The 14,256-nt window shown below is 74.3% G+C and carries 12 protein-coding genes; 5 read left to right on the forward strand and 7 right to left on the reverse strand.

Features of this window, described 5'->3' with window-relative positions:
* Nucleotides 1-433 precede the first annotated feature (433 nt).
* Entirely contained in the window at nucleotides 434-1,774 is a 1,341-nt protein-coding gene (locus OG776_RS28055) for a carboxyl transferase domain-containing protein (RefSeq protein WP_329322716.1), read from the reverse strand.
* The gene (locus OG776_RS28060; RefSeq protein ID WP_148013839.1) at nucleotides 1,767-3,335 is read right to left on the reverse strand and encodes an acyl-CoA synthetase; all 1,569 of its coding nucleotides are present in this window, start codon (nucleotides 3,333-3,335) and stop codon (nucleotides 1,767-1,769) included. The genes OG776_RS28055 and OG776_RS28060 overlap by 8 nt, the downstream gene beginning before the upstream one ends.
* Nucleotides 3,336-3,831: 496 nt before the next feature.
* Here OG776_RS28060 and OG776_RS28065 point away from each other — a divergent pair, with 496 nt between their 5' ends.
* A complete protein-coding gene (locus OG776_RS28065) occupies nucleotides 3,832-4,476 on the forward strand; it encodes a toxin-antitoxin system, toxin component family protein (RefSeq protein WP_384956451.1) in 645 nt (214 codons plus the stop codon).
* Between the two features lie 47 nt (nucleotides 4,477-4,523).
* A complete protein-coding gene (locus tag OG776_RS28070; protein WP_148013838.1) occupies nucleotides 4,524-5,444 on the forward strand; it encodes an ATP-grasp domain-containing protein in 921 nt (306 codons plus the stop codon).
* Here OG776_RS28070 and OG776_RS28075 read toward each other — a convergent pair.
* Nucleotides 5,425-6,021: a hypothetical protein gene (locus OG776_RS28075; protein ID WP_148013837.1), complete on the reverse strand. Its 597-nt coding sequence runs from the start codon at nucleotides 6,019-6,021 to the stop codon at nucleotides 5,425-5,427. The two genes, OG776_RS28070 and OG776_RS28075, sit on opposite strands and share 20 nt — an antisense overlap.
* A 254-nt stretch (nucleotides 6,022-6,275) precedes the next feature.
* On the opposite strand from OG776_RS28075, the gene OG776_RS28080 reads away from it, so the two are divergent.
* Nucleotides 6,276-7,052: an IclR family transcriptional regulator gene (locus OG776_RS28080; protein WP_148013836.1), complete on the forward strand. Its 777-nt coding sequence runs from the start codon at nucleotides 6,276-6,278 to the stop codon at nucleotides 7,050-7,052.
* Complete coding sequence (locus OG776_RS28085; protein ID WP_148013835.1) at nucleotides 7,049-7,906, forward strand: SMP-30/gluconolactonase/LRE family protein; 858 nt, start codon at nucleotides 7,049-7,051, stop codon at nucleotides 7,904-7,906. The genes OG776_RS28080 and OG776_RS28085 overlap by 4 nt, the downstream gene beginning before the upstream one ends.
* 78 nt (nucleotides 7,907-7,984) lie before the next feature.
* Here OG776_RS28085 and OG776_RS28090 read toward each other — a convergent pair whose 3' ends face one another.
* The 3 genes from OG776_RS28090 to OG776_RS28100 all read right to left on the reverse strand — a co-directional run bounded on the left by OG776_RS28090 (nucleotide 7,985) and on the right by OG776_RS28100 (nucleotide 12,096).
* Nucleotides 7,985-10,969, reverse strand: a complete 2,985-nt coding sequence (locus OG776_RS28090; protein WP_329322717.1) for a beta-galactosidase — start codon at nucleotides 10,967-10,969, stop codon at nucleotides 7,985-7,987.
* Nucleotides 10,970-11,074: 105 nt separating this feature from the next.
* On the reverse strand, nucleotides 11,075-11,263 hold the full coding sequence (locus OG776_RS28095) for a DUF397 domain-containing protein (RefSeq protein WP_329322718.1): 189 nt from the start codon (nucleotides 11,261-11,263) through the stop codon (nucleotides 11,075-11,077).
* A complete protein-coding gene (locus OG776_RS28100; protein WP_329322719.1) occupies nucleotides 11,260-12,096 on the reverse strand; it encodes a helix-turn-helix domain-containing protein in 837 nt (278 codons plus the stop codon). The genes OG776_RS28095 and OG776_RS28100 overlap by 4 nt, the downstream gene beginning before the upstream one ends.
* A gap of 127 nt (nucleotides 12,097-12,223) precedes the next feature.
* On the opposite strand from OG776_RS28100, the gene OG776_RS28105 reads away from it, so the two are divergent.
* Complete coding sequence (locus OG776_RS28105) at nucleotides 12,224-12,703, forward strand: ATP-binding protein (protein WP_148013831.1); 480 nt, start codon at nucleotides 12,224-12,226, stop codon at nucleotides 12,701-12,703.
* A gap of 26 nt (nucleotides 12,704-12,729) precedes the next feature.
* Here the strand turns inward: OG776_RS28105 and rox are convergent, their stop codons facing one another.
* Nucleotides 12,730-14,202, reverse strand: a complete 1,473-nt coding sequence (gene rox, locus OG776_RS28110; RefSeq protein ID WP_148013830.1) for a rifampin monooxygenase — start codon at nucleotides 14,200-14,202, stop codon at nucleotides 12,730-12,732.
* Nucleotides 14,203-14,256: the final 54 nt, after the last annotated feature.

Here is a 14,256-nt window from a genome sequence, read left to right on the forward strand (position 1 = left end):
GAGGGTCGTCCGTGGTGGCCGGTCCGGGATGAGCGCCGCGGTGACCGATCCGCAGTGATCGACGCGCCGTGCCGGCCCGCGGTGGCGTCCGCGGAGGAGGGCGCGCGGTGACCGGCCCGCGGAGGCCGGCCTGCGGTGGCCGGCCCGCAGCGACCGCCCGTGGTGACCGATCGGTGGTGACCGATCCGCAGTGATCGACGCGCCGTGACGGCCCGCGGCGGCGTCCGCGGAGGAGGGCGCGCGGTGACCGGCCCGCGGTGACCGGCCCGCGGTGACCGGCCCGCGGTGACCGGCCCGCAGCGACCGGCCCGCGGAGGCCGGCCTGCGGTGGCCGGCCCGCAGCGACCGCCCGTGGTGGCCGGGCGTGGTGGCTGTCCGTGCCGGGCGGGTGGTGCCGGTTCTCCTCCGGGGGAAACCGGTACCACCCGCGCCGTCACGTCCCCGGCGGGTCCGCGATGCCCCGTACGACTCCCAGGTCCAGGAGGTCCTGGGGCCGGATGCGGAGCTGGTCCGCGGTCGCGCGTACCTCGCTCTCGGGACGCTTGAGGATCGCGGCGGCGAGTTCCGGGGCGATGACGGAGAAGTAACTGTCCGGGGTGGCCCAGGTGTTGCCCGGCGCGGCCAGTGCGAGGGCGCCGCCCGAGCCGCCCTCGCCGATCACCAGCGTGGTGACGGGGGTGCGGGCGGTGGCCACCGCGGCGAACAGGTCCGCGATCGCGGAGCCCGCGCCCTCCCGCTCGGCCCGCGCGTCGTTGGCCGCGCCCGGGGTGTCCACCAGCGTCAGCACCGGAATGCCGAGCCCGCCCGCGAGACGGATCAGCCGTGCCGCGGTGCGGTACCCCGCGGGCCGGGTCGCGGTGCCGCACTGAGCCGCGTACGCGACCGTCCGGCCCCCGGGCCCGGATCCGAACCCGCACAGCAGCCCGGCGTCGGTGCCGCCGCAGCGGTCGCCGCTGATCGCGGCGCGGCGGCTGAAATACGCGTCCAGGTAGGCCCCGGCACGCGGGCGTTCGGGAGCGCGGGCGCGTTCGACGGCGTCCCAGCCGGTGGCGGGCGGACCGGGCGCGCCGAGGGCGGCCGGCACCGGCGCGGCCTGCGCGGAGGGGCTGCCGAGCAGGGCGAGCCACAGGGCCAGCGTCTCCCGCAGCTCCCCCTCCGGTACGACGGCGTCCACCGCGCCCGCCGCGACCTGGGCCTCGGCCGTGTACGCGGCCGGGTCCGCGCCGGGCGGGCGGACCCGGGAGCCGGCGAAGCCCACCTGGGCGCCGGGCAGTGCCAGAGTCACGTCGGCGCCCGCGCCCAGCGTGGCCCAGCCACCCCCCGTCGTCGGGTCCCGTACCACCGCGATCTGCGGCAGCCCGGCCTCCCGGGTCAGCGCCGACTGCCGTGCCACCCGCTGGAGCTGGGTGAGCGCGAGCATGCCCTCCTGCATGCGGCTGCCGCCCGTCGCGACCAGCGAGACGACCGGCAGCCGGTGCTCCCGGGCGTGGGTGTACGCGGCTTCCAGACGGTCGCCGGTGCGTTCGCCGAGCGAGCCGCCGAGGAATCCGAACTCGAAGGCGATCAGCGTGACTTGGATGCCGCCGACGAGCGCGCTGCCGCAGACGACGGACTCGTCCTCGCCGGTGCGGGCGGCCGCACCGGAGCGTGCCGTGTCGTAGCCCCGCCAGGACAGTGGGCCGTCCGGTTCGAAATGCCTTATCGGGACCCGGAGTTCGGTGAAGTCGTCGGTGACGAGGGCGATGGCCTCACGGGCCGGGAGGCGGTCAGTCATGCGTGACGTCGCTCGGGCGGGTGTGCGTCCGGGAGTCCGCGGGGGCGTCCGGGAGCGCCCGCTTCAGGATCTTGCCCATGTCGTTGCGGGGCAGGGCGGAGAGGAACCGCACGGTGCGCGGGCGCTTGTGCGGGGCGAGCCGGCGGGCCACGTGGTCGGCGAGTTCGCCGTCGAGATCCCGGGCGGGGGCGTCCACGGTCACCACCCAGGCCACGATCCGCTCACCCAGGTCGTCGTCGGGTTCTCCCGTGACGGCGGCCTCGCGCACGGCGGGGTGTTCGAGCAGCGCGTTCTCGATCTCCCCGGCGCCGATCTTGTAACCGCCGCTCTTGATCAGGTCGGTGGCCTTGCGGCCCACGATGCGTACGCAGCCGTCGGCGTCGCGCACGGCCATGTCCCCGGTGCGGAACCAGCCGTCCGCGGTGAACGCGGCGGCGGTGGCGTCGGGCCGGTTCAGGTACTCGGTGAACAGGTTCGGCCCGCGCACCTGGATCTCGCCCACGCTCTCACCGTCGTAGGCGCCGGTGGGGTTGCCCTCGGTGTCGTACGAGCCGGTCGGGGTGCCGTCCGCGTCGTACGAGGCGAGCGTCGAACCGTCCTCCTCGACCAGCCGCAGTCCGACGCCCGGTAGCGGGACCCCGACGGTCCCGGGGCGGGCCGGGCCGTCCACCCGGACACTGGTGTTCATCAGGGTCTCGGTCATCCCGTACCGCTCGACGACCGGCCGACCGGTCGCCGCCGTGATCCGCTCGTGGTCGTGGACCGGCAGCGCGGCGGAACCGGAGACCAGCAGGCGTGCCCGGCCGAGTGCCGCGGCCAGTTCCGTGTCCTCCTCCAGCGCCTCGGCGAGCCGGTGGTACATCGTCGGCACCCCGAACAGCATGGTGGCTCCCGCGTTCAGCTCGCGCGTCACGCCCTCCGCGCTGAACCGCCCCAGGTGCCGCACGGACCCGCCGCGCCGCAACGGGCCGAGGATGCCCAGGATCAGCCCGTGCACGTGGAAGAGCGGCAGCCCGTGCACGAGCACGTCGTCGCCGGTCCACTGCCAGGCGTCGGCCAGCGCGTCCAGGGTCGAGGCGATCGCGCGGCGCGGCACGACGGCGCCCTTGGGCGGCCCCGTGGTGCCGGAGGTGTAGACGACGAGGGCGGGGGCGGCGGGGTCGTCCGGTTCGGCCGGGGGCTCCGGCACGACCGCGCCGGAGCTGTGCGTCACTACGTCGATGCGCTCCAACTCCTTGACGGGCGAGGGAAGGTCGTCCCCCGCCGCGGCGAGCACCAGGGACGGTGTGCTGTCGGAGACGATGTGACCCAGCTCGCCCGGGCCCGACTTGGGGTTGAGCGGTACGGCGGGCACCCGGGCGAGGAGCGCGGCCACCACCCCGACGGCCGTCTCCAGGGAGGGTGTCGCCCATACGGCGATCCGGCCCCGTCCTTCGAGGCGCGCGGCCAGCGCGCCCGCCGAGGCGGCGAGTTCGGCGTACGTCAGGGACCGGTCGCCGAAGCGGAGGGCGGGCCGTCGTGCGGTCGAACCGCTGACCAGGGCCGGGAAGAGGGAGGACACGCGGGGTGCTCCTTGCCAGTAGGGGCGTTCTGCCGGTGACAGTCAGAACCGTTCCTACACCAGGGCGCGGGAAACCTGCCGGAGCGCGAGACAGATCACACCCCGGCCCCGGCCTCCGGCACTCCGGCCCCACTCCGCGCGCCGTGCCCTCGCCGTCGCCCGTCCCGCGCGGCCGACCCCGCATACCGGGCGCCGAGCGGCCGCCTCGCCGCCGCCGCGCACCGGGACCCGATGGGTTCCCCGGCCGCGGCCCCCAGGAGGACGCGCGTCGCGTCCCGTTCGGGGGCCCGCGCCGGTGGGGGCGCCGGGGCGTCCGGGCCGTGGGCGGTGGAGCCGCCCCCGGGGCGGGGACGGCGGCGCGGAAAAGCATGGCGTGGGACGATCCGGGCCCGTAGTCTCGCCCACGGCACGACCATTTGACGGATCAACCGCCCTGGCGTCATCACGGGGTGGCGGGCCGACGGAACGACGGGGCGAGGAGCGGGGCGGAGACGGAGTGACGCGGAGCGCGGCGAGCGATGCGACGGGCAGGACGGCCGGACGGGCCGACGGTGTCCGCAAGCGCGTCGCGGCACTGTTCTCCCGCAGGGCCGACTCCGAGATGCGCGCCCTCGCGGTCGAGCTCTCCCGGACCCTGCGCGGGCGGCTCGACACGCCCGTCGACGTCCGGGAACTGGCCGGCGCGCTCTGTGAGGAGATGAGCCGGCGCCGCGACGGGCGGCCCGTCCAGCTCCGCTTCGAACGCTTCCCCGACGAGATCGAAGTCACCGGTCTATGGATGGAGTTCCAGGACTTCGACCTCGTCATCGTCGAGGAGCGGGCCGAGAAGGTCCAGCAACTCGTCATTCTCGGACACGAGTTGTGGCACATGGCGGCCGGCCGCGCGCACTCCCGCCACCACTTCGCCGGCGCGGCCGCCGCCCGGGCCCTGTCGGGCGACCCCCGCTGGCAGGAGATCGCGCTCACCGTCGCCGCCCGCGACGGCTCGCACGAGGCGGACGAGGCCGAGGCAGAGATCTTCGGCCTCCATCTGGCGAGCGTCTTCCGCCCCTGGGTGACCGGCTCCCGCCCGAGGGGCCCCGCCGACCCGGTCGGGCGCGCCATCCAGACCTCGCTGGGCTACCGCGGCCCCCACGACTGACCGGCGGCCGGCGGTTGTAGCCTCCCCGGGGACCAGACGTTACGAGGATGGAGTCCGCCGTGGCCCGCACCGCCGCCCGCCCCCGCATCGCGCTCGCCACCTACCGGCCGGAGGAGGGCACGCCGAGCGCGGACCAGGACCTGCCCGTGCTGCGGGAGGCACTGGAGGCCGCCGGGGCGCGGGCCGCGATCACCCACTGGGACGACCCGGCGGTCGACTGGGCGGACTTCGACCTGGTCGTCATCCGCTCCACCTGGGACTACAGCTGGCGGGCCGGGGAGTTCGTGGCCTGGGCCGAGCGGGTCGCGAAGCTCACCCGGCTGGCGAATCCGGCGGCGGTCGTGCGGTGGAACACGGACAAGCGGTACCTGGGCGAACTGGCCGCGGCCGGGGTGGCGACCGTACCGACCCGGTACCTCGCGCCCGGCGACCCCGCCGACCTCCCGGACGGCCACGAGTACGTGGTGAAGCCCACGTCCGGCGCCGGCGCGCGGCTCGCCGCCCGGTACCGGCCCGAGGAACCCGAGGAGGAGGAGACCGCGCGGCGGCACCTGGCCCGTCTGCACGAGAAGGGGCTGACCGCGATGGTCCAGCCCTATCTGCGCGGAGTCGACACCTCCGGCGAGCGGGCGCTGCAGTTCTTCGGCGGACGCTTCCTGCACGCCGCCCGCAAGGGCGCCGTCCTGGAGCCCGGGACCGCGTACGACGCGGAGAAGACCCCGCACCCCCGGTTGGAGGCCTGGCGGCCGACCCCGGCCGAACTCGCCCTCGCCGAGCGCGCGCTGGCCGCCGTACCGCACGGACCGGACGAGGACGCGCTGCTCTACGCCCGGGTCGACGTGGTCGACGGCGACGACGGACGGCCGTGCGTCATGGAACTGGAACTGGTGGAACCCAACCTGTTCCTGCGGCTGCACCCGGAGTCGGTGCCCGTCGTCGCGGAGGCGATCATCCGGGCCGCCCGCTGACGGCCACCCGTTGCAGCAGCCCCCAGGTGAACTCGGCCGCGCACTCCCGCCGTACCCCCGTCGCGTCCGGGGCCGTGAAGGCGAGCCCCCACCGGGTGGGGGCGGTGCCCTCCAGCGGCCGGGCGGGGGCGAAGGCGCGGGCGGCCTCGTCGACCGTGCAGGACCAGGGGGTCAGGTCGTCGAGGGTCCGCAGCGCCGGACCGGGACCACCGGGCGCGCGGACCAGCCACTCGTTCCAGACCACCCCGTTCGGCAGGGCGAGGACCTCGAAGCGCAGGTCCGGCCAGAGCGGGACGGGCCACAGCAGCGCCTCGCAGGTGAGATCGCCGATCCGGCGCGGGGTGACCGACTCCGGGACACCGAGGACCGAGCGGTAGCGGTGGACGGCGGACCGGGAGCGCGGGGCGTGCAGCATGGCCTGCCAGCGCCGGTTGGCCTCGCGCATGTCCGCGAGGGAGACGCCCAGTTCACGGCGGGCGTCGTCGACGAGGTCCGGATTGTGGTCGGCCATGCGGCGCAGCAGGACCAGTTGGAAGTCGAGCGGGGTGAAGGGGCCGACGGGTCGCTTGGCGGGCATGGGGCCATGATCGCGCATCGGCCCGGCCGCGCGCGGCGTCCCCGCGAAAGGTCCGGCCCCCCGGAAGGTCCGGCCCCGCCCGTGGGAGGCCGTTCCCCCGCGGGAGCCGCGCGCCCCTCCGACCCCACGGTGCGGCATCAGCCCCGGGCACCTCGCCGTCGCCCGCCCATTGCCCCTCCAAGACCAGCATGAGTAGCCTGTGTTCGTCATGCCGATCGTCTGTTGAAATTTCGAACATAGGGAGGGGACCGGTCGTGGGACGCCTCGTACCTGCCGTGACCCGGGCTCTCGACATCCTCGAGCTCTTCCTCGACGGGGACGGCACGCTCTCCGCCCCCGACATCGTGCGCAGGCTGCAGCTGCCGCGGACGACCGTGCACGAGCTGGTCACCACGCTCGCCGCCCGCTCGTACATCGTGCAGATACCGGGCCAGCCCGGACGGTACCGCCTCGGTGTCCGGCCGTACCAGCTCGGCAGCCGCTACGCCGAGCAGCTGGACCTCGCCGCGGAGGGCCAGCAGGTCGCCCGTTCCGTCGCCGAGACCTGCGACGAGACGGTCCACGTCGCGATCCTGGAGGGCACGGACGTCATCTACATCGCGAAGGTCGACTCCACGCACGCCGTGCGCATGGTGTCGGCGGCGGGCCGCCGGCTGCCCGCCCACTGCACCTCCGTGGGCAAGATGCTGCTCGCCTCGCTGCCGGGTCCGGAGCTGGCCTCCCGCATCCCCGACGACGCGGACCTGGTCGCGATGACACCGAACAGCATCACCGAACCGGGCGCTCTGCGCGAGGCCCTGGCGGAGATCCGCCGCCGCGGTGTCGCCGTGGAGAGCCGTGAGTCGAACCCGGACGTCAGCTGTGTCGCCGCCCCGGTGCGCGACCGCACGGGACAGGTCGTCGCCGCGCTCTCCATCTCCGTACCGATGATCCGCTGGAGCGACGAGCGCCGCGTCGAGCTGGAGCAGCTCGCCGCCAAGGGCGCCGCCGAACTCTCCGAGCGGCTCGGTCACCGGAGCGTGATGGGATGACCGCCTTCGACGTCGCGATACGCGCCGACGCGGCCCTCGGTGAGGGGCCGACCTGGGACGCCCGGGAACAGCGGCTGATCTGGGTCGACATCCTCGGTTCCCGGGTCCACACCTACGAGCCGCTCTCCGGGCGCCGTACGGTCATGGTCACCGAGCAGCACGTGGGCGCGGCCAAACCCCGCGCGGGCGGCGGCCTGGTGGTCAACCTCCGGGACGGCGTGGGCCTCTACGGCCCGACCGGTTCGCCGGACGGGTTCCGCTGGCTGCACCGTGACCCCGTCCCGGGCCGCCGGGGCAACGACGCCGCGGTCGCCCCCGACGGCGCGCTCTGGGCCGGCAGCATGCGCTACGACGAGACCCGGGGCGGCGGCGTGCTGTCCCGGATCGCCGCCGACGGCACCGCGCACACCGTCCTCGACGCCGTCACCGTCAGCAACGGCACGGGATGGAGTCCCGACGGCCGGCTGATGTACTACATCGACACACCGACCCGGCGGATCGACGTCTTCGACGTCGGCGACGATCAACTACCGCGCGACAGGCGGGAGCTGGTGGCCATTGATGCCGACGAGGGCTACCCGGACGGGCTCACCGTGGACGCCGAGGGCTGTGTCTGGGTGGCGTTCTGGGACGGCGGCGCGGTCCGCCGCTACACCCCCGACGGCGTTCTCGACCGGGTGATCGCCCTCCCGGTGCGCCGCCCCACCGCCTGCGCGTTCGGCGGTGCCGATCTGACCGACCTGTACATCACCACCGCCCGTACGGGCCTGGCCGCCCCGCACCCGCTCTCCGGCTCGGTCCTCGTCGTCCCCGGTGCGGGCAAGGGTCTCGCGCAGCCCGCGTTCGCCGGCTGACGGCCGCTCCGGGGACCGGCACCGCTCCCGTCCCCGCACGGTCGCCGACCGTGCGGGGACGCCCGGTACCTCCGGCGGTCACCGGCCGGGGGAGTGCACCGGCGTCACCGGTACTCCTCCGGCCGCACTGCCCATCAGGGTCAGCCGCACCGTGCCCGGACCCGCGGGCGTGGTCCCGTCGGCCAGGACGGCGAGAGCCAGGGTGTTGGCGCCACGTGTGTTCAGCACCCCGTTCGGCAGCACGAAGGTGTGCTGGGGACCTACGTCGTTGATGTACTGGCCCAGGTTCCAGCCGTTCAGGAAGATCTGGACACGGTAGGCCCGGGACGGGTCGTCGGTGAGGGTGAGCCCGATCGACGCGTCCACGCCGGGATGCACCGCGAGCCGGAACCCGGTGCGGTACCAGCAGACCCCCTGCCCCCGCCGGGCCCGCGGGAACTCGACGGCCTGCCAGCCGCCGTCCTTGAACCCCGGCAGATGCCAGCCCTGCCGCTCCCCGTGCAGACCTCCGTGGTTGAGCGGTCCGCGCACCGGGTCCGGTGCCGCCGCGCCCCGGATCCGCCAGGCGAGCGCGGGCGCGGCGCCGCCGAAGGTCACGGCCGTCAGCCCGCGGGCCGCCTTGTGGGTGTCCCGGGCCGCGCCGTCCTGGTCGTGCTGCATCCGGCGCACGAGGACCGACAGCACGTGCGGCCCCTTCGCCGAGCGGACCTCCGACGGGACGGGGAAGGCGGCCGTCGCGGCCCAGGTCCCCTGCCGGACCGTCTTCCTGTCCGGCACCGGCATCCGGTGCGTGCCCAGCGGCTTGCCGTCCAGCCACGCCATCAGCAGCCCCTGCGTGCCCGTGACGTACGACAGGGACACCGATTCCACGCCGGCCGCGTCCGCGAACCGCCCGCGATACCAGACGTCTCCGTAGTGGAAGCCGTAGTCGTCGGCGAACAGCACGGGCTGTCCGGCCGGTACGGGGGTGACGCTGTGGGAGGACCTCCGGTCCGCGGCCCGCCAGGACGAGTCGTCGAAGCGGGCGGCCGACTCGGGGTTCTCGGCGTGGTGGCGCCACTTGTCCAGCTCGGGCAGCGCGACGGCCGGTACGCCGGGCAGCCGCCGCTCGGCGAGCAGACTTCCGGACGCGGTGGCGCGGGTGCGGACGGCGCCCCCGTTCCAGAGCACGCCGTCGATCCCGCGCGGCCCCCACACCTCCAGGCCGGCGGCGGCCACCGTGTCCCCGGTGAGCCGGACGGTCGTGCCGCGCAGGCCCGCGGTGCGCACCAGGGCGGGGCCGCGCACCAGGACCGGACCCGACGGGGTGTCGTGACGCCACAGGCGCGCGGAGGCCCCGTCGTCGGCGAGGAGCAGCAGGAGCGGGGCCGTGCTGCCGCCGCCCTCGACCAGAACACGGGTCAGGCCCTTGAGTTCGGCGTCGATCCGCAGAAGGCCGTGCGCGTGCTCGTGGTGCGCGCGGCCCTCCAGCACGGTGACCTTCGGCGCGCTCGCGCACTCCAGCACCGTCCGGGTCGACTCGCCCGTGCGCCCGGTGAACACCGCGATGTCCCGGCGGCCGGCGGCCAGCCGCAGCATCGGCTGCGCGGTGGAGTACCGCAGCGTCCGGCGCCCGAGGGACAGGCCGGTGGCGAGCAGCCGGGCGTCGAGACCGGGCAGCGGCACCCGGACGCTCTCCCCGGCGAGCGTGACGGCGGCCACGGTCTCGGCGGGCCTGTCGTTGCGCAGCACGTGGAAGTGGGCCCGGGTGTCGGGGTTGACGAGGTGGTAGGCCTTGATCGCGGCACCGGCGCCCGGCCCGCCGCTGCCCTCGCGGACCGCGGCCTCGGGCGCCCGGTCCAGTTTGGCGAGGTCGGGCACGGAGTGCAGGAGCTGCCCGATCTGGTGCATCGGCACCAGCTTCGGGGTCGGCCTGCGCGCCTCGTCGAGGGCCGCGCCGTAGTCGTACGAGGTGTAGACGACCGGTGCGGGCAGCCAGCCCCAGGACGTGCCGCCGAAGGTCATGTAGACGTTGTGGACCTTGATGCCGTTGGCGAGGTTGGTCAGGTAGAAACGGCGCTCGTACGCCGCGTCCCGGGTACGGGCCGACTCCGCGTACCCCTTGCCGTCGAACTCCGCTCCGCCCCACGGGTCGAACCAGCCGCCGCCGAACTCGGCCAGGAATCCCGGGGTCCCGGGGCTGGCGGTCGAGCCGCCCTTCGCGCCGCCGACGCCGTAGTAGCCCCAGTCCGGCGGCTGTTCGGCCGGGGACGGGTAGCCGTCGAACCCGTACAGGTAACGCCCCTTCTCCCCATGGGTGTCGAAGGTCCCCGGGGCCCAGTGGCCGTTCCTCCCCTTGTCGTTGTGGAAGAGCGGTACGTCGATGCCGTCGGCGCGGACCTTGGCGTACAGGTGGGCCATGTAGTCGCGGCCGCGCGGGCTGGTGACGTTGTTCGCGTACTCGTTCTCCAGCTGGTAGAGGACGATCGTGCCGCCGCCGTCGGTGTACAGGTGCCGGGCCGCGACCCGGTTCACGGCCGTCAGCCACGCGTCGACGTGGGAGAGGTAGGTCGGGTCGGAGGTCCGGGCGGTGCCCGGGGTCACGGTCAGCCAGCCGGGGAAGCCGCCGGCGTCGACCTCGGCGTTGATGTAGGGGCCCGGCCGCAGGATCACGTACAGGCCGGTCTCGGCCGCCGTCCGCAGGAACAGCCCGAGGTCGCGGACGCCCGTGAAGTCGTGGTGCCCGGGGGCGGGGGAGTGGTAGTTCCAGGAGACGTAGACGCTGATCGTGTTGTAGCCGTGGGCGCGCAGCTTCTGCAGCACGTCGCGCCAGAGGGAGGGGCTCGGCAGCCGGAACGGGTGGACCTCGCCGGACCACAGGACCACCCGCCTGCCGTCGATCAGCATGGAGTAGCTGTCGAACCCGATGGTGTGCCGCCGCCCGTCGGCGCCGGGCGGTCCGGGCGCGGGCCCGGTGGGGACGGTGCCGACGGCGAACGCGCCGCCGTCCGCGCTGCCGCCCAGCGTGAGGCCCAGCGCGGCGGTGCCGGCGAGTGCGCTGAAGGTACGTCTGCTCAACACCATGCGGGGGCCTCCCAGGGGCAGCGGCGCGACTGTGATCATTGTCCACAGCGACACGTCCGACCCCGGTCATATCGGGGTCCCGGCGCGGCAAGGGCGGCCGGGGTCTCAGGTACGGGTGACGGCGTACGTGACGAACTCGGACCAGGTGACGGAGGAGAGCGTGAGGCAGGGGCCCTGAGGGTTCTTGGAGTCGCGGACATGGATGGTACGTGCGGTGGCGGCGACCTCCAGGCAGTCACCAGAACCGCCGCTGCTGTACGTCGACTTGAACCAGGTGAGTTCGCTGGTGCTCATAGGTCTCCTCGCATGCGCTGCAAGCGGCTCAGGGAGTCTTCAAGGGTGAGAGCCTGTGAACGCATCCTGGCATACCGCATCTGGAGCATGCTGACCACTTTTGGATCAGCGATCAGCTGACCGCTCTCCTGCCCCTCGCAGTATGCGAACCAGCGATTGTCGGGTGTTTCCAGCAACTGCATGGGCCCGTCGAGCCCCGCATGGGTCTCCCGTACCTGGGGCATGACCTGGATCTCGACGTTCCGCAGTCCGGCGATCTCCAGGACGTGGTCGACGAGCCCTCGTGTGATCTCGGTCCCGCCCGTGCGCCGCAGGAGCATCCCCTCCTCCAGGATGAAGCCGAACGCCGTGTTCGGGCGCTCCCGCAACAGGCGTTGTCGTTCCGCCCGCGCGACCCACTGCGCCTCGATCTGTGCGTCGTCCAGAGGGGGCAGCTGGTTGGTGAACAACGTGCGCGCGTACGCCTCCGTCTGCAACAACCCCGGGACCAACCGGCACTCGTACGTGTACAGGGTGATCGCGGTCGCCTCCAGCCGTGCCCACTGGCGGAACCACGCCGCGAGCCCCGGCTGCCGTGCCAGATGTCCCGCCGCCTTCCGCAGCGCGCCGGTGTTCCCGAGCACGTCCTCCGCTCGCTCCACGAACGTCGGGTCCGGCATGCGGCGTCCCAGCTCCACCGACGCCACGGTGTGCCGGGAGAACCGCACCCGTTCGCCGAACTCCTCCCGGCTGAGCCCCGCGTGTTCCCGCAGGGCCTGCACGACCGCACCGAACGTCCGCAGACTGTCGGACGACTCCGGCTCGCCACCCGTACCCGCACCCTCGACCGCCATGGTCACCTCCCGACGGCCATGGTCACGTTCGGTCACCGGTACTGTCCACCCCGTCACCGCGTACGCTCCCGCGGCGTACGCGGTGACGACCTGGTGAAGTGGCCGCGCACACCGGCAGATTGGGCACATGACCGCACCGCCCACCCCCCGACGCCCGGTTACCGTACGTGTGTTCACGCAACGCTTCAGCGCCACCCCGCGCGGCGCCCGTCTCGCCCGGCACCTCGCCCTGGACCAGTTGCACACCTGGGGCGTCCCGCACGGCACGGACGCCTCCGACACCGCCGCCGTGATCGTCGCCGAGCTGGCCGCCAACGCGGTGACCCACGGCCGGGTGCCGGGCCGCGACTTCGAGCTGCGGCTCCGCCTCCTCCCGGGCAGCGTCCGGGTCGAGGTGACCGACACGCGGGACGGGACGCGCCCGCCGGGCCCCGGCGACGTGCCGCCCGCCGCCCCGCTGGACGACCACGGACGCGGGCTCGTGCTCGTCGAGGCACTCGCCGACCGGTGGGAGGTCCTCGACCGGGAACCGCCCGGCAAGACCGTCCGCGCCGAGATCGACCTGCCGGGGTGGCCGGCCCGGACCGGACGGGTGAGCGGCCGGTGAACGGCGGCCCGCGGACCGGCGCGCGGTCAGCGGACGGGCGCGCCGAACCACCTCGGCAGACGGCCGAGCAGATCGGCCTGGTCCTCGCCGGCCCAGGCCACATGGCCGTCCGGCCGCAACAGCACGGCGGGCACGTCCAGTTCGCCGCCGGGGTCGACGACGTGGTCGACCCGGTCCGCCCAGCCGGCCACCGAGAGCCGGCCCGTCCGGTCGAGCAGCAGCCCGCGGCCCGCGTGCATCAGACCGTAGAGGCGGCCCCGTTCCAGCTCCATGTCGCGCAGCCTGCGGCCGAGCAGGTGGTGGCCCTCGCCGAAGTCGTAGCGCACCCCGACCGCGGTGATCATCTCGGTCACGTAGCGGTTCACCTCCTCGAAGTCCATCAGCTCGGCGAGCAGTCCGCGCAGCGCGGTCGCCCCCGGGTCGGTGCCCAGCAGCGTGATCTGCGCGCGGGTGTTCTCCAGCACCCGGGCGCCCACCGGGTGGCGTTCGGAGTGGTAGCTGTCCAGCAGGCCGTCCGGGGCCCAGCCACGGACCGCGGCGGCCAGCTTCCAGCCGAGGTTGAACGCGTCCTGGACCCCGAGGTTGAGCCCCTGCCCGCCGGTCGGCGGATGGACGTGCGCCGCGTCGCCGGCCAGCAGGACCCGGCCGACCCGGTAGCGCTCGGCCTGCCGGGTCGCGTCGCCGAACCGCGACAGCCGGCGCGGTGCGCGCACACCGAAGTCCGTGCCCGCGACCTCTCGCAGACGGCGCCTGAACTCCTCCAGGGTCGGCGTCGCCGTACGGTCCTCGGCCACGCCGTCCGCGGGCACGATGATCCGGTGCGTGCCGTCCCCGTTGGGGATGACACCGAACCGCGGCTGGGTCCTGCGGACCTCGGCGACGACGGCGTCCACCGTCGCCGGGTCGGCGGTCGTCTCCATGTCGCCCAGCAGCGTCTCGACCCGGGCGGGCTCCCCGGGGAAACCGACACCGAGCAGCCCGCGGACCGTACTGCGTCCGCCGTCGCACCCGACGAGATACCGGGCGCGCAGCCGGGTGCCGTCCGCGAGCTCGACGCCGACCCCGGCGCGCTCCCCGGTCCCGTCGCTGCCGTCGCCGCCGTTCTCGTCCCCGTCGTCCTGGCTCAGCCCGACCACCTCGCTGCCGCGCCGGATCTCGGCGCCGAGTTCGCGGGCCCGCTCGGTGAGCAGGCGTTCGGTGACCGGCTGGAGCGTGGAGAGACCGTACGGGTGTGCCGTGTCCACCCCGTCCGGCCACGGCTTGTGGATGCCGCCGAAGAAGCCGCCGACCCGGAACCTTTCGCTGACCGCGAGGAACCGGTCCAGCAGACCGCGCTGGTCCATGATCTCGACACTGCGCGCGTGCAGGCCCCGCCCGCGGGACTCCTGGGAGGGTTCGGCCAGCCGGTCCAGCACGACCACACGCACGCCGTGCAGCCGCAGTTCGCAGGCGAGCATCAGTCCGGTCGGTCCGCAGCCGACCACGATCACGTCGATCATCGGAAGACCCGTTCGGTGAGAGGTGGGATCGGCCGGACCCCGCGCGCGGCCGGG

The organism is Streptomyces sp. NBC_01689, assembly GCF_036250675.1.
Lineage (GTDB): Bacteria > Actinomycetota > Actinomycetes > Streptomycetales > Streptomycetaceae > Streptomyces.

Excerpts from the sequence above, each read along its gene's own strand:
- OG776_RS28055 (WP_329322716.1), bottom strand. The coding sequence starts at position 1,774 with ATGACTGACCGCCTCCCGGCCCGTGAGGCCATCGCCCTCGTCACCGAC.
- OG776_RS28070 (WP_148013838.1), top strand. The coding sequence starts at position 4,524 with ATGGAGTCCGCCGTGGCCCGCACCGCCGCCCGCCCCCGCATCGCGCTC.
- OG776_RS28075 (WP_148013837.1), bottom strand. The coding sequence starts at position 6,021 with ATGCCCGCCAAGCGACCCGTCGGCCCCTTCACCCCGCTCGACTTCCAA.
- OG776_RS28085 (WP_148013835.1), top strand. The coding sequence starts at position 7,049 with ATGACCGCCTTCGACGTCGCGATACGCGCCGACGCGGCCCTCGGTGAG.
- OG776_RS28090 (WP_329322717.1), bottom strand. The coding sequence starts at position 10,969 with ATGGTGTTGAGCAGACGTACCTTCAGCGCACTCGCCGGCACCGCCGCG.
- OG776_RS28095 (WP_329322718.1), bottom strand. The coding sequence starts at position 11,263 with ATGAGCACCAGCGAACTCACCTGGTTCAAGTCGACGTACAGCAGCGGC.
- OG776_RS28100 (WP_329322719.1), bottom strand. The coding sequence starts at position 12,096 with ATGGCGGTCGAGGGTGCGGGTACGGGTGGCGAGCCGGAGTCGTCCGAC.
- OG776_RS28105 (WP_148013831.1), top strand. The coding sequence starts at position 12,224 with ATGACCGCACCGCCCACCCCCCGACGCCCGGTTACCGTACGTGTGTTC.
- rox (WP_148013830.1), bottom strand. The coding sequence starts at position 14,202 with ATGATCGACGTGATCGTGGTCGGCTGCGGACCGACCGGACTGATGCTC.